Source organism: Nonomuraea sp. NPDC002799, from assembly GCF_053592075.1.
Window position 1 is genome coordinate 1 of the sequence record NZ_JBSFVA010000056.1, and the last position, 12,147, is coordinate 12,147.

At 69.2% G+C, this 12,147-nt stretch carries 14 protein-coding genes; 5 read left to right on the top strand and 9 right to left on the bottom strand.

Annotated features, from left to right (window positions below):
* Window positions 1-467: 467 nt before the first annotated feature.
* The gene (locus tag ACWD0F_RS47975) at window positions 468-866 is read left to right on the top strand and encodes a hypothetical protein (protein WP_449889226.1); all 399 of its coding nucleotides are present in this window, start codon (window positions 468-470) and stop codon (window positions 864-866) included.
* Between the two features lie 113 nt (window positions 867-979).
* Here the strand turns inward: ACWD0F_RS47975 and ACWD0F_RS47980 are convergent, their stop codons facing one another.
* Window positions 980-1,549, bottom strand: coding sequence for a hypothetical protein (locus ACWD0F_RS47980; protein WP_449889227.1), 570 nt, complete (start codon window positions 1,547-1,549; stop codon window positions 980-982).
* A gap of 478 nt (window positions 1,550-2,027) precedes the next feature.
* Window positions 2,028-2,357: an ArsR/SmtB family transcription factor gene (locus ACWD0F_RS47985; protein ID WP_449889229.1), complete on the bottom strand. Its 330-nt coding sequence runs from the start codon at window positions 2,355-2,357 to the stop codon at window positions 2,028-2,030.
* A 92-nt stretch (window positions 2,358-2,449) separates the two neighbouring features.
* On the opposite strand from ACWD0F_RS47985, the gene ACWD0F_RS47990 reads away from it, so the two are divergent.
* Window positions 2,450-3,448: a zinc-dependent alcohol dehydrogenase family protein gene (locus ACWD0F_RS47990; RefSeq protein ID WP_449889231.1), complete on the top strand. Its 999-nt coding sequence runs from the start codon at window positions 2,450-2,452 to the stop codon at window positions 3,446-3,448.
* A 131-nt stretch (window positions 3,449-3,579) separates the two neighbouring features.
* On the opposite strand, the gene ACWD0F_RS47995 is transcribed toward ACWD0F_RS47990, so the two are convergent.
* The gene (locus ACWD0F_RS47995; RefSeq protein WP_449889233.1) at window positions 3,580-4,515 is read right to left on the bottom strand and encodes an NADP-dependent oxidoreductase; all 936 of its coding nucleotides are present in this window, start codon (window positions 4,513-4,515) and stop codon (window positions 3,580-3,582) included.
* 128 nt (window positions 4,516-4,643) lie between these two features.
* Here ACWD0F_RS47995 and ACWD0F_RS48000 point away from each other — a divergent pair, with 128 nt between their 5' ends.
* Window positions 4,644-5,183 carry a MarR family winged helix-turn-helix transcriptional regulator gene (locus ACWD0F_RS48000; RefSeq protein ID WP_449889234.1) on the top strand — a complete coding sequence of 180 codons (540 nt, stop codon included), beginning with the start codon at window positions 4,644-4,646 and terminating at the stop codon, window positions 5,181-5,183.
* Between the two features lie 127 nt (window positions 5,184-5,310).
* On the opposite strand, the gene ACWD0F_RS48005 is transcribed toward ACWD0F_RS48000, so the two are convergent.
* The 5 genes from ACWD0F_RS48005 to ACWD0F_RS48025 form a co-directional block, all read right to left on the bottom strand.
* Window positions 5,311-6,165 carry an alpha/beta fold hydrolase gene (locus ACWD0F_RS48005; RefSeq protein WP_449889236.1) on the bottom strand — a complete coding sequence of 285 codons (855 nt, stop codon included), beginning with the start codon at window positions 6,163-6,165 and terminating at the stop codon, window positions 5,311-5,313.
* The gene (locus tag ACWD0F_RS48010; RefSeq protein WP_449889238.1) at window positions 6,162-6,722 is read right to left on the bottom strand and encodes an anthrone oxygenase family protein; all 561 of its coding nucleotides are present in this window, start codon (window positions 6,720-6,722) and stop codon (window positions 6,162-6,164) included. The genes ACWD0F_RS48005 and ACWD0F_RS48010 overlap by 4 nt, the downstream gene beginning before the upstream one ends.
* A gap of 37 nt (window positions 6,723-6,759) precedes the next feature.
* Window positions 6,760-7,725 (bottom strand): haloalkane dehalogenase, encoded by a 966-nt coding sequence (locus ACWD0F_RS48015; protein ID WP_449889239.1) that lies wholly within the window; start codon window positions 7,723-7,725, stop codon window positions 6,760-6,762.
* A gap of 27 nt (window positions 7,726-7,752) precedes the next feature.
* Window positions 7,753-8,607 (bottom strand): NmrA family NAD(P)-binding protein, encoded by an 855-nt coding sequence (locus ACWD0F_RS48020; protein WP_449889241.1) that lies wholly within the window; start codon window positions 8,605-8,607, stop codon window positions 7,753-7,755.
* Window positions 8,608-8,887: 280 nt separating this feature from the next.
* The gene (locus tag ACWD0F_RS48025) at window positions 8,888-9,781 is read right to left on the bottom strand and encodes a LysR family transcriptional regulator (protein WP_449889242.1); all 894 of its coding nucleotides are present in this window, start codon (window positions 9,779-9,781) and stop codon (window positions 8,888-8,890) included.
* Between the two features lie 449 nt (window positions 9,782-10,230).
* Here ACWD0F_RS48025 and ACWD0F_RS48030 point away from each other — a divergent pair, with 449 nt between their 5' ends.
* Window positions 10,231-10,671: a hypothetical protein gene (locus ACWD0F_RS48030; RefSeq protein WP_449889244.1), complete on the top strand. Its 441-nt coding sequence runs from the start codon at window positions 10,231-10,233 to the stop codon at window positions 10,669-10,671.
* A gap of 113 nt (window positions 10,672-10,784) precedes the next feature.
* Here the strand turns inward: ACWD0F_RS48030 and ACWD0F_RS48035 are convergent, their stop codons facing one another.
* The gene (locus ACWD0F_RS48035; protein ID WP_449889245.1) at window positions 10,785-11,531 is read right to left on the bottom strand and encodes an SDR family oxidoreductase; all 747 of its coding nucleotides are present in this window, start codon (window positions 11,529-11,531) and stop codon (window positions 10,785-10,787) included.
* A gap of 84 nt (window positions 11,532-11,615) precedes the next feature.
* On the opposite strand from ACWD0F_RS48035, the gene ACWD0F_RS48040 reads away from it, so the two are divergent.
* Window positions 11,616-12,089, top strand: coding sequence for an RrF2 family transcriptional regulator (locus tag ACWD0F_RS48040; RefSeq protein ID WP_449889247.1), 474 nt, complete (start codon window positions 11,616-11,618; stop codon window positions 12,087-12,089).
* The last annotated feature ends 58 nt before the right edge of the window (window positions 12,090-12,147 follow it).

Consider the following 12,147-nt stretch of genomic DNA (forward strand, 5'->3'; position numbering starts at 1 on the left):
CTACCTTGAGGCCGGCCTGCAGCAGCAGGTTCACCGCTGCGCGTCCGACGCTTCCGGTTGCTCCGATGACCAGGAACATGTGCGTCTCCTTCGCTCCTACCACGATTTCCTTGATCTCATAATATATGAGATTCAAATCATATGGTGGTGCGGTCCATGGAGCGGGACTCACCAGCGATCCTCTCGCAGCGCTTCTGGCGGTAGTGGCCGAAGATCATCGATTTGATTGAGGGTGTTCAGTATGCTCAATGGGGAGTAGCTGGCGTGTGCTTGCCGACGTCAGCCGGTCCGAGGGTCGTTCGCGAGAGGTCGGGACTGTTCACGTGACGGATGCTGGTCCGCGTCAAACAGCGGATCGCCGCCGCGGGGATCCCCTACCGGATACCGCCCGCGCACCTGCTGGAGGAACAGGACCGGTCTCGATGGAACCGGCCGATGATCGACGCGGGTCTGGCGTGCTGCAGCGCGTGTTGCGCCACGAACGGATCGGGCCGTACCAGCTTCACTGCCTGATCGCCGCCTGTCACGCGACGGCCGCACGGCCCGCCGACACCGACTGGGCCCGCATCGTGATGCTCTACGATCGGCTCCTGGCTCTCGTCCCCGCACCGACCGTGCGGCTCAACCGGGCGGTCGCGGTCGCCATGGCCACCGGCCCACAGGCCGGCCTCGACCTGCTCGATGAACTCGCCGTCGGTGAGCTGACCGATCATCACCTGCTGCCCGCCACGCGCGCCGATCTGTTGCGGCGACTCGGGCAGCCGACCGCCGCCCGTGAGCAGTACCGACTCGCTCTCGCCCTCGCCGGCAACGAGCGCGAGCGGTCCTATCTGATCGGCCGGCTGTCCGAGTGCGGGAGGCCTTGAGGTCTGCCTGAGCCGGCATCCGCGCCGCATCGCGCCGAACTGGGAACCTTCTCAGGCCATGCCACGGCCCAGCAGCGGATCCGCGGGCCATCTGCTCGTTCGTAGTCGAAGTCTTACTCGTGAGGGAGCAGGTAGCGCCACGAAAGCGCGATGTGCTCGCCGGTTGACGTGCGATAGACGTGCCAGGATCCGTCACGTGGGATCAGCCGGGCGATCATGTGCGCCTTGTTACCCTTGTAGTCCTTGCCCGCAGAGTGCGCCTGCGTCTCGGGTGGCAGGGGGACGCCCTCCGGCAAGGGCTCGGCGGTCGTCGCAGGGGCCGTGATCTGCTCGGCGGACAGTCGTACGCGGTCGGTGGAGTAGTTTCTGCCCTGTGCGGTGACGCGGTCGGCCAGATGGGCGAGGCGGTCGCGGGCGGTGATGAGCGCGACGTCGTAGCGGGCTGCGCCGTGCTCCAGATACGGCACGTGCACCTCGCGCATCCCGCCGCCGCTGTCGACGCCGAGGATCGTGGTGGGCGCGTCATAGACCCTCGGCGACCCCGACTGAGGCGTGGCGGTGGCGGGTTGCCCTGCCAGGTCGTGCTCCAGAGCTTCGATCAGAGCCCTGATCTCGGTGCGTGGAAGGCGCAGTTCGTGCGAGGCGCCGGCGATGACCCGGCCGTCAGCGTAGACCACCAGCATCGGAGGGCGGACGGCTCCCAGGCCGGGGGCCGCCAAACCACCCTCACGCAGCCATGTGGCGACAGGGCGCCGTGCGGGTCCGGCTGAGGCCGGCGGCTCAGGGACTGGCCGGCCAGTCTGCTCCAGACCTGGCGTGGTCCCGGCCTTCTGAACTCCTGTGCTGCTACATGCCGTCAGCACCAATGCCAGAACGACGACCCAACCCCATCTCACGCCCATAAGACGATCACCTTCGGCTCGCGGTTCAGGGGTCTCGGCGCGAGCCGGCCACCAGTTCGTGTATCGGAGGCGCCGGACCACGCCACCGCGGGCGGGGACGCCCGCCCGCGGTGCTCAAGGACCGGCGCGCCTTCTCGCAGGTGTGCTCGACCGGCACTCGACGGCACTGGCTCCACGGCGACGGTGGCGGGACGGTCCTGCTCGGGCGGCGCTTCTCCAGCGCGGCGCCACCCGCGGAAGGGCGCAACGTTCGAAGCGGTCATGGCGCAGGGTCACCGGACTCCGCGGCGATCAAAGCCTCCAACAGACCGGGGTACGCCTTGCCGATCTCTTCCGCGCGCAGCGCGTTCATGCGGCTGGTCCCTTTGTAGTACTGCCGGATCACCCCTGCCTCGCGGAGCACTTTGAAGTGGTGGGTGGCGGTGGACTTGCTCACCGGCAGGTCGAAGGCGCCGCAGTTGATGTCCGTGCGCGCGATGGCGAGTTGGCTGACGATGCGCCGCCGTACCGGGTCGACCAGGGCCTCCAGGAGTCGCTGGAGGGTGGTTTCTTCGATCGGCGGATGTGGCGGGACGCGTTCAGCGCTCATATGGCCCATCATACGATGTCCATCGAAGTTTGACAGTCGTCGTACTTTGCGCTTCAGTGGGTCGCCTCACCGACAAGCGAAGGACGTGCGGCATGGCCACAACAGTGCGTTTCCACGAGATCGGTGGCCCGGAGGTGATGCGGCTGGAGGACCTGGAGGTCGGCGCGCCGGGCTCGGGCGAGGTGCGCATCCGGGTGGACGCGATCGGGCTCAACAGGGCCGAGGCGATGTTCCGGCGCGACCAGTACATCGAACCGGTCAGGCACCTGCCCAGCAGGCTCGGATACGAGGCGGCGGGCGTGATCGAGGCGGTCGGCGAGGAGGTCGCGGGTCTGCACCCGGGGCAGCAGGTCAGTGTCGTGCCCGCGTTCTCCCAGAACGACTACGGCGTGTACGCCGAGCAGGCCATCGTGCCCGCCGCAGCGGTTGTGGACCGTCCCGACAACGTCGACGCCGTGACCGGCGCCGCCGTATGGATGCCCTTCCTCACCGTCTACGGGGCGCTGATCGAGATCGGCGGGGCGCGCGCGGGCGACACCGTCGTGCTGAACGCCGCCTCCAGCAGCGTCGGCCTGGCCGCCATCCAGACGGCCAACCGGATCGGCGCCGTCCCGATCGCGGTGACCCGGACCGCCGCCAAGAAGGAGCAGCTGCTCAAGGAGGGCGCGGCCGAGGTGATCGTCTCCGACGAGGAGGACACGGCGGCCCGCGTGCTCGACCTGACCGGCGGCCGGGGCGCCGACCACGTCCTCGACGCCGTCGTCGGGCCGGGCGTGACCAATCTGGCCCGCGCCGTCACCGCCGGCGGCACCATCTTCCTGTACGGCGCCCTGAGCGGCCTGCCCACCCCGCACCCTGGCATGGAACTGGGCATGCCCGCGCTGAACGTGCGCACCTTCACCCTCTTCGAGATCACCCAAGACCCCGACCGGCTGCACCGCGGCGAGGCGTTCATCGCCTCCGGCCTGCGCACCGGCGCGTTCCGGCCGGTCGTAGACCGCACGTTCGAGCTGAAGGAGATCGTCCGCGCCCACGAGTACCTGGAGTCCAACGCCCAGCTCGGCAAGATCGTGATCACCGTGCCCCACTGACCGGCCCCTCCTTCAAGAGCAAGGCGTCACACGTCATGGCCGAGGCGGTGCTGTTCGATCGGCTCGGGGGCCACGAGCCGATCGGACTGGGCGACATCGCCCTCGGCGAGCCCGGCCAGGCGAGCTCCGCATCAGGCGGGGATCAGGACGGTCTTCCCGGCCAGCCGTCCGGCGGCGGCCTCGTCGTGAACGGCGGCCAGATCGGTCAGCGGGCGTCGTTCGGCCACCTCGATCTTCAACTCGCCGGCGTCAACGCGGGCGATCAGCTCGGTGAGCTGGGTGGCGTCGCTGCGCACGAACATCCGCACCGTCCGCACCCCGCGCCCGGCGTCGTCAGGGCCGGGGGTGGTGGTGCTGACGAAGACGGCGCCGTCGTTGACCAGGCCGACCAGCCGGGCGGTTTCGTGCGGGCTGGTGGGCGCGAGGTTCAGCACCACGTCGAATCGCTGCCCGGCCACCGCCTGCACAACGGGGGTGGCGGTGTAGTCGATGATCCGGTCCGCGCCGTAGGAGCGGATGCGGTCGAGGCTGCGCGTGCCGGCGGTCGCGGTCACGACGGCACCGGCCCGCTTGGCGAGCTGAACCGCGTACCCGCCGACCGCGCCGCCCGCGCCGTTGACCAGCACCGACTGCCCGGCCTTCACCTCGGCGTGCTCGAACAGGGCCTGCCAGGCCGTCAGGCCGGCTGACGGCAGCGCCGCAGCGTCGGCGAGGTCGATCGTGCGCGGGGCGGCGGCCAGGGTCTCGGCCGGGGCGGTGGTGTACTCGGCGGCGGCACCGGGCGCGGTCATCGGCAGGAACGCCACCACGGCGTCGCCGACCTGCCAGCCGCTGACCCCCTCGCCGACCTCGGTGATGACGCCGGCCACGTCGAAATTCGGAATGTGCGGGAAGGTCACCGGAAACACTTCCCACAGGAAACCGGCGCGGATCGCGGTGTCCACCGGGTTGAACGAGGTGCCGGCGACCAGCATTACCACCTGTCCCGCTCCCGCCACTGGATGGTCGGCCTCCTCGTAGACGAGAACGTCGCTGTCGCCGTAGGAGTGATAACGCACTGCCTTCATGATCTCTCCGATTCAATGCTTTGAAGTTGAAGCATGCTCGACAGTAATCTGTTTCGACTTCGAAGCAATAGCGCGCGGAGGGTGACCTTCCTCACAATGCTTTGAATTCGAACAGATAGGGTGGAGGGATGTCCGACACTCGCCCCGCCTCCGACACCGGTCAGGCGCTCGATCCTCAGCAGCTGGGGGCCTACTTCGTGCTCATGGAAGCCGCCAGCCTGCTCCAGCACCAGGTAGAACAGCAGCTACGTACCGAGGGCGACATCAGCTACGTGCAGTTCCAGCTCCTGGCACGCCTCGCCAACGCGCAGGGTCATCTGACCATGACGCAGTTGGCCGACGGTGTCGTGTACAGCCGCAGCGGCCTGACCTACCAGGCCGGCCTGCTGGAAAAGGCCGGCCTCATCACCCGCGGTCCCAGTCCCGACGACGACCGCGCCACCCTGGTCGCCATCACCGGCAACGGACTGGCCCTCGTCGACCGCGTCCTGCCCGGCCATATCCAGGTCACCCGCCTGCTGTTCGACCCCCTGACCGACGACGACCTCCACCACCTCGGCGACATCATGACCCGCGTCCGCGACCACATGCGCACCCAGCCACCCCGCTCCGCCGCACCCCGTAAACGCCGCCCCGGCCCCACTTCACCGCCCCCGGCGCGGTCCTGAACCGGAATCCCGCCCGCGGCCGTCGCTCGCGGGTCGGTTCGCTGGTGGCGTCCTGGCCGGCGTCGGTGGTGCGGCGGAGGAAGTCGGCGAGCAGGCCGAGCTCGGGGGCGGTGGACCGGTCGCAGATCTAATCCATGACCCTGGGGGACGCGCGAGTGAACTCCCGGATGATCTGAGCGAGCCTGGCCGGCTGGTCCAGGGGGATCAGCGTGTAACTGTCGTCCACCTCGACCAGTTGTCCTCGCGGGAGGAGTTCGGCGAGGCGCCGGCCGTGTTCGGGTGGCATCACCCGGTCGCCCTTCGCCCAGACCACGAGGGCGCGACGGTCGAAGCTCGGCAGGTGTTCGGCCGCGGCGAGCAGGGAGCCGGCGCCGCCCGCCGCCGCCGCGCGGAGGGCGCGCACGGCGTCGCGGCGGATCTCTGGCCGCGTCAGGACCGGCTTCAGCCAGCGGGCGGTGGCGGCGTCTCCGCGCAAGGTCAGCCGGCCGAACGCGAGCGGGAGCCGCCGAAGCATCCGGATCCGCAGCTGCCGCATGAACAGCCCGAACATCCGGGGTGAGAGGTGACCGGCGAGTACGAGCGTCTTGCCGGTCAGCCCTGGCGGGAAGTTGTCGAACGCGTCGCAGGAGACGAGCACGATCCGCCCCACACGTTCGGCACCGTCGCGCATGAGCAGTTGGACGAGCGCGCCGCCGGTGTCGTTGCCGACGAGAGTGACGTCATGCAGATCGAGGCGCTCAAGGAGCTCCGCCACCAGCCGCGCGACCCCGGCGAGCGACAGGTCGGCGGTGGCGTGCATGGCGTGACGGTGGGCTCCCAGGGGCAGCGTCGGCGCCACGCACCGGTGATCGGCCGACAGGTCGGCGAGCACGTTCTCCCACAGTGACGCGTCCATCATCAGGCCGTGCAACAGCACGAGCGTGGGTCCTTCGCCCATCTCCTCGTAGGCGACCGTCCCGGCGGACAGCTCGATCTCCTTCACCTCCGGCCGCCCTCGTCCGCGCGGGCGGGGGCGGAGCGATCCGCCTGCGGCCGATCGGCCGGGTGCCGGCGCGGGAAGGACCGCTTGGCATGGACGATCGCCGCCGCGACCAGCGACGCGAAGGCGAGTACGGCCGCGGCCGTGCGCACCGCGTGTGCGAGCTGCCAGCGATCACGGATGTCGGCCCAATCGGCGGGAGGCGCCGTGACGCTCCAGCCGATCTGATCGCCGTTGATGGGGAGGTTGACGATGAGCGTCGTGACGAAGACGGTCACCAGCAGGACGAGCGCCGTCAGGGTCAGCCAGAAGGCACGGTCTCTTGCCCTGACCGCGAGGGCGACCAGGATCGCGGTGGTGATCAGCGCCGGGATGAGGGTGGCGGAGGCGAGGGTGTCCAGGTGGTCGAGTTCGACCTGCCGTACCTGGGTGTACACGGACCCGTCGTAGTCGCGCAGGGACAGCTCTAAGACGAGAACCCCGTTGACGAATCCGGCGAACAGCCCGGTGAAGGTCAGGCTCAGGAAGCGTAAGTATCCAGCGAGCGAAGCTTTCCTCATGATCGGTTTCCCTTGTGCGAGCAGGTGTGCGCCTGATTCAGCGTGTCGAGTTGATGAAGGTGTCGATGATGGCGGTGAGTTCCGGTCCCTTGTCCTCCTGGACGAAGTGGCCGGCGTTCTCGATGGTGGTGTGCGCTTGTCCCGCGGCCCCGGCGATGCGGTTGCGCAGGCTGTCCGGTCCGCCGCCGACTCCGTAGTCCCTGTCGCTGAACGCGACCAGGAACGGGGTGCGCAGGTTCTCCAGCACCTCCCACGCCTTGCGATTGGCGATCGCCGCCTCGTCGAACGGCGTGATCGGAATGAGCAGCGGGAACTGGCGTGCTCCTTGCAGGTACGACTCGTCCGGGAACGGCGCGTTGTACGCGGCGCCCACGGCCGGGTCCAGCTCGTTCACGGTGCCCCTGTCTATGACCTTGGCGATGTCGAACGGGTTCGACCGCTGGCTGAGCTGCAGCCAGATGGCGAAGCCGGCGACGAGCTCCTCTTCTCCCGTGGGGAAAGAGGTGTTGGTCGCCAGCACGCGACGGAACCGGTCAGGGTTCTCGGCCACCATGCGAATCCCCAGCAGGCCGCCCCAGTCCTGGCCGACCAAGGTGATGTCGTGCAGGTCAAGGCGGTCGAGCACCGTCTCCGTCAGCCAGCCGACGTGGCGCTGGTACGTGTAGTCGAACCGGTGGCCGGCCTTGTCGGACTTGCCGAAGCCGACCAGGTCGGGGGCCACGCAGCGATGCCCGGCAGCCACCAGCGGCGGGATGATGTGCCGGTAGATGTAGCTCCACGTCGGTTCACCGTGCAGCAGCAGAACCGTCTCCCCGGACGCCTTGGCCGGATCACTCGGTCGTTCGTCCACATAGTGCACGCGCAGCCGGGTGCCGGCGCCGTCGTTCGCGTCGATCTCGACGTAGTGGGGCGCGAACGGGTAGTCGGCCAAGCCCTCGAAGCGCTCCTCCGGCGTGCGCAACACCTGGATGCCCTGCGGCGAAGCGTGCTCTGCGTCAACCACGGTCTTCTCCTCGGTCTCTGATCGGCGTCAGTTCTGGAAGGCGGCGGCGTGGCCGGCGACCCACTCGGTGAAGGTGCGCGCGGGGCGGCCGAGGATCTTCTCCACCTCGCCGGTGACGCCCTCGGCGGGCCCGGCGCCTCGGGCGTACCTGGCCAGCAGGGCTTCGACGAACGGCTTCGGGAGGCCGCGCTGGATCATGCTCTGCTCGAATGCCTGCGGCGGGACCTCCTGGTAGCGCAGCGGCCTGCCGATCACCTCGCCGATGGCCGCCACCAGCTCTTCGTGAGACAGGGACCGCGGGCCGGTGAGCCGCACCTTCCGGAAGGTCAGCGAGGTGTCGAGCAGGGCGCGGGCGGCGACCTCCGCCAGGTCGTCCTCGTGGATCAGGGGTTCGGCGAACGCGGCGTACGGGCCGCGGACGACGTCGCCTGCCCGGATCTGCGGGGCCCACGTGCGGAGGGTGTTGACGGCGAAGGAGGCGGAGCGCAGGCTGACCCAGTCCAGGCCGCTCGCGACGGCGGCGTCCTCGGCCTCTTTGTTCCTGTCCCCCTGGAAGCGGGACGGCTGGTCGGCCACGTCATCGTCGACATTGACGGCCGAGAGCGCCACCACTCTTCCGACGCCGCGCTCCCTGGCGAGTGCCAGCAGCTCGACGGCCGCTTCTCCCACGGCGCGCGGGTGCAGGAAGAGGGAGGTGACGCCCTCCAGGACCGCGCCCATGGTGTCCGGCCGCGACGGGTCGCCCACGACGACCTCGACGCCGGCGGGCAGACCGGCCGCCCGGGGGTCACGGGTGACGGCCCGTATCTTGAGACCTTCGTCGGCGAGCACACTGACCAGGGGGCGCCCGACGGTGCCGGTGGCACCGGTGATCAGGATCATGACGAGTCCTTTCTTCGAATTCTGTATGAGATTCATATTATCTCAATCCAATACAGAGTGCGTGGCGCGGGTCGGCTCGTCGCGTCGGTGGACCGGTCGCCGCTGGGCGTGAGCCCGGTGCGGTGGGAGAGCGCGAACGGCGCGTTCTCCACGAACACCTATGAGCAACCTCGATGCCGCGTCGGTGATCTGCGTCGGTGGCTCGTATCCAGGAGTGCCATGGACGGAGCCTGCAGTTTCGCGATGCGCAGCACGGCTTCCGATTTGCCCGGAACGGGGGCTAGTTCGGTCCGGTCGGGGTGAGGGTCTGCAGGAGGTGGCGGATCGGGGCGCTGGGTGGTCCGGGTGGTACTGCCAGTGATGTGGTGAGTACCGGCTGGATCAGCGGTCGTATCGCCACCTTCGGGACGGACGGCAGGCCCGCCACCTCGTAGAACACCGTCCAGGACGGTTCTGTGGCAACGATGGCGGTGAGGGTTCCCTGGAAGTCGGTGAACGGTGGGCCGAGGATCGGTTGCACCCCGGCCGCCCGGCAGGCGCCGATGATCAGGTCGTGGAAGGGCGGGTTGTTCTCCCTGGGTGCGAGCCGCAACGGCAGCATGGCCAGATCCTCTAGACGTAGTTCCCGCTCCGCTGCCAGCGGGTGCGAGGCGGGCAGGGCGACGTAGAGCGGGTCGGTCCACACCGGCAGCAGTTCGAGGCCGGGGGCGTTGTCCATGGCTCGCACCAGCGCGGCGTCCAGTTCGCCTGAGCGGACCGCGGCCAGCCTCTCGGCCACGGGCAGCCGTTTGAGCCGGACCTGGAGCCGAGGCGCGAGTGCGGCCAGATCGGTCAGCAGGCGGTAGATCCGGTCGCCGGGTCCTTGCACCACGCCCAGACGCAGGAGACCGTCCTCGCCGGAGGTGATGTCCGCGGCCACCTGTCTGAAGCGGTGCGCCGCCGCCAGCAGTGCGCGGGCTTCGGGTAGCAGTCGTTCGCCTGCTCCTGACAGTCGTACGTGCCGGGTGGAGCGGCTGAACAGGGTCACGCCGAGTTCTCGTTCCAGGCGGCGGATCTGCTGGCTGACCGCGGACTGGACGATGCTGAGCCGCTCGGCCGCCCGGCCGAAGCCACCTTCCTCGGCCACCGCCACGAAGTACTGCAGTTGCCGCAGTTCCACCTCTGGGCCTCGCATTCATCTGGATCGGTGATTACTGCAGGGGACAACCGCTTCTGGTTCGTCGCGTCTTCCCGCGTTCGAATGGACGCGTTCTCCTCGAAGGGGTTCTGTGATGTCTGTTCATGACGCCTCTGGTCGTGCGGCCGGAGGATGGTGAGCCCGCCGCTCCGCCCCATGACGGGGGATACCTGCTGCTTGCCGACGCGGCCCAGACCGGTGGCGCGCTGAGCGCTGACCGCCTGACTCCAGCCGAGAGCGCGCCGGGTGCCCGCCGCCGCTTCCTTGCGCTGTCGAGGGAGCTGCGCTACGTGGATCGGCGAGGCTGCGACTGCCCAGCGGGCCGGACCCTGAGCGGTGGTCGCCGGCGCGGATGGGCGTTGGCCTAGGCGTCACTGCTGCTGGCCCTCCCCTCGGCCGTCAACCTGGCCGGCGGGTTCAGCGCGATCTGGACGCTGTGGCTCCCGTTGCCGCTGCTTGACCTGCTGGCACGGGCAGGACTGCTCGACGCATGGCTGGTAGCCGATCTCCTCGCCGCATCGGGTGCCCTGGGGCTAGCAGGTGTGGCAGCGCACGTCGTGCGAGAGCGAATTGCCAGCGCGCTGCTGTTCGCCGTGGTTTCGGCGATCAGCTTCGCCGTCGCCGTGATCGGAGGTGGCCGGCTTTCCGCATGGTACGGGACGGCATACGCCGCGGCGTTGATCCTACTGAACCGGCCCGGGTTGGTTGGCGACTCCAACGGACCCGGCGCGATTCACGGTGGACGACGCGGTCGTCGCGGCCAAGCGGCGCCTTCGCCGGCAGGCCCTGATCGCCGACTCGATCGGCCGATCGTTGGCCCGACCGGAGTCGGCGGGCTCTCGCCCGCGGCGCTGGGAACGCAGGTCCCGCAACCGAGCAGCCGTTGATCTGGCCGACGCGCGGTCGGACCAGTCCCAGGACATGGTCTGGGGCGGCACCGTCGTCAAAGGAACTTCTCCATGCGGGCAGAGCCTGGCAGCCGCCTCCTGCGACCGAATGTTCAGGCTTGCTGAGTGGCGAGCCACTGCTCGAAGGTGGTCGGTGCGATGCGGGCGCCCTCGCCGGGCAGCAGCACGTTGCCGGTCATCTCCAGGCCGAACAGTGTCGACCACGTCGGGACGAGCTTGACCGCGTGGCCGCGCGCGTCGTTGGTGCGCCGGGCCATGTCCACCAGGTCCTGCGGCTCGGGTCCGGCGACATCGGGATAACGTCCCTGCGGCGTGCCGGTGGCGATCTCGGCGAGGACGTCGGCCACATCATCGGGCGAGATCGGCTGTATCAGCAGTGGCGCGATCGTGGCGACGCCGTCCTGCTCCGTCCAGCTCGCCACCATCGCGGCGAAGTCGTGGAACTGCGTGGCCGGAACGATGGTCCACGGCACCGGGCCCGCGGCCACCAGACGCTCCTGCTCCCGCTTGCCGGCGTAATGCGCGTTGCCCTCGACGCGGCCAACCCCGGCGATCGAGAGCAGCACATGATGACGAACGCCGGCGCGCTGCTCGGCGGCGAGCAGGTTCCGGGTGGTGGCACCGAAGTAGGACACCGTCTCCGAAGGGTCGGCCGCCGTGTAGTTCGTGGTGTCGACAACGGTCTCCACGCCGGCCAGGACCGTGTCGAGCCCTTCGCCGGTCGACAGGTCCGTGCCGAGTGAACGGCTGATGCGCACCACGTCGTGCCCGTCCCGCCGCAGAGCGGCGACGGTGCGGATCCCGATGTTCCCCGTCGCGCCGGCAATGGCGATTCGCATGATGATCTCCCCATCTCTCGTGTTGTCCGCCAGACAGTATCTCGGACTAAAAAGATCCGCAATGTCTTGTATATGATGGAGATCATGAAGCTTCCCGTGAGCACCGAATGGCTACTGCACTGCGCCACGACGCTGGCGCAGCTCGAGCCGGGAGCCACCGCGTCGGCGGCCCAGCTCGCGCAGTACTACGCCCTGCCGGCGGCCTATCTCGCCAAGCAACTACAGACCCTCGTCAGAGGGGATGTACTGGTGGCGACAACGGGCCCGCGGGGTGGGTTTCGGCTCGCGCGGCCCGCGTCCGGGATCTCGCTGTTGCAGATCGTCGAGGCGGTCGACGGCACGTCCTCGTCGTATCAATGCCGCGAGATCCGGCAGCAGGGACGGGGCGCGCTGCCCCCGGGGGAGTGCCGGCGCACCTGCGTCCTCGCCGAGAAGATGGCCGACGCGCACGAAGCCTGGCGGCGCAGTCTCGCCGACGTCTCACTCGCGGACATCCTCGCCTCATTGCCGCCGTCCGCCCCGGCCCGCACCCGACTGCGCCTGGCGGGAACGGCGTAGCCCCGGCCGCGGGGTTGTACAGGGCCGACCGGACGAACCCTGGCTCGCGTCCGCAAGC

Coding starts and splice junctions, on each gene's coding strand:
- ACWD0F_RS47980 (WP_449889227.1), bottom strand. CDS start 1,549: ATGCTGGTGGTCTACGCTGACGGCCGGGTCATCGCCGGCGCCTCGCAC.
- ACWD0F_RS47985 (WP_449889229.1), bottom strand. CDS start 2,357: ATGAGCGCTGAACGCGTCCCGCCACATCCGCCGATCGAAGAAACCACC.
- ACWD0F_RS47990 (WP_449889231.1), top strand. CDS start 2,450: ATGGCCACAACAGTGCGTTTCCACGAGATCGGTGGCCCGGAGGTGATG.
- ACWD0F_RS47995 (WP_449889233.1), bottom strand. CDS start 4,515: ATGAAGGCAGTGCGTTATCACTCCTACGGCGACAGCGACGTTCTCGTC.
- ACWD0F_RS48000 (WP_449889234.1), top strand. CDS start 4,644: ATGTCCGACACTCGCCCCGCCTCCGACACCGGTCAGGCGCTCGATCCT.
- ACWD0F_RS48010 (WP_449889238.1), bottom strand. CDS start 6,722: ATGAGGAAAGCTTCGCTCGCTGGATACTTACGCTTCCTGAGCCTGACC.
- ACWD0F_RS48020 (WP_449889241.1), bottom strand. CDS start 8,607: ATGATCCTGATCACCGGTGCCACCGGCACCGTCGGGCGCCCCCTGGTC.
- ACWD0F_RS48025 (WP_449889242.1), bottom strand. CDS start 9,781: ATGCGAGGCCCAGAGGTGGAACTGCGGCAACTGCAGTACTTCGTGGCG.
- ACWD0F_RS48035 (WP_449889245.1), bottom strand. CDS start 11,531: ATGCGAATCGCCATTGCCGGCGCGACGGGGAACATCGGGATCCGCACC.
- ACWD0F_RS48040 (WP_449889247.1), top strand. CDS start 11,616: ATGAAGCTTCCCGTGAGCACCGAATGGCTACTGCACTGCGCCACGACG.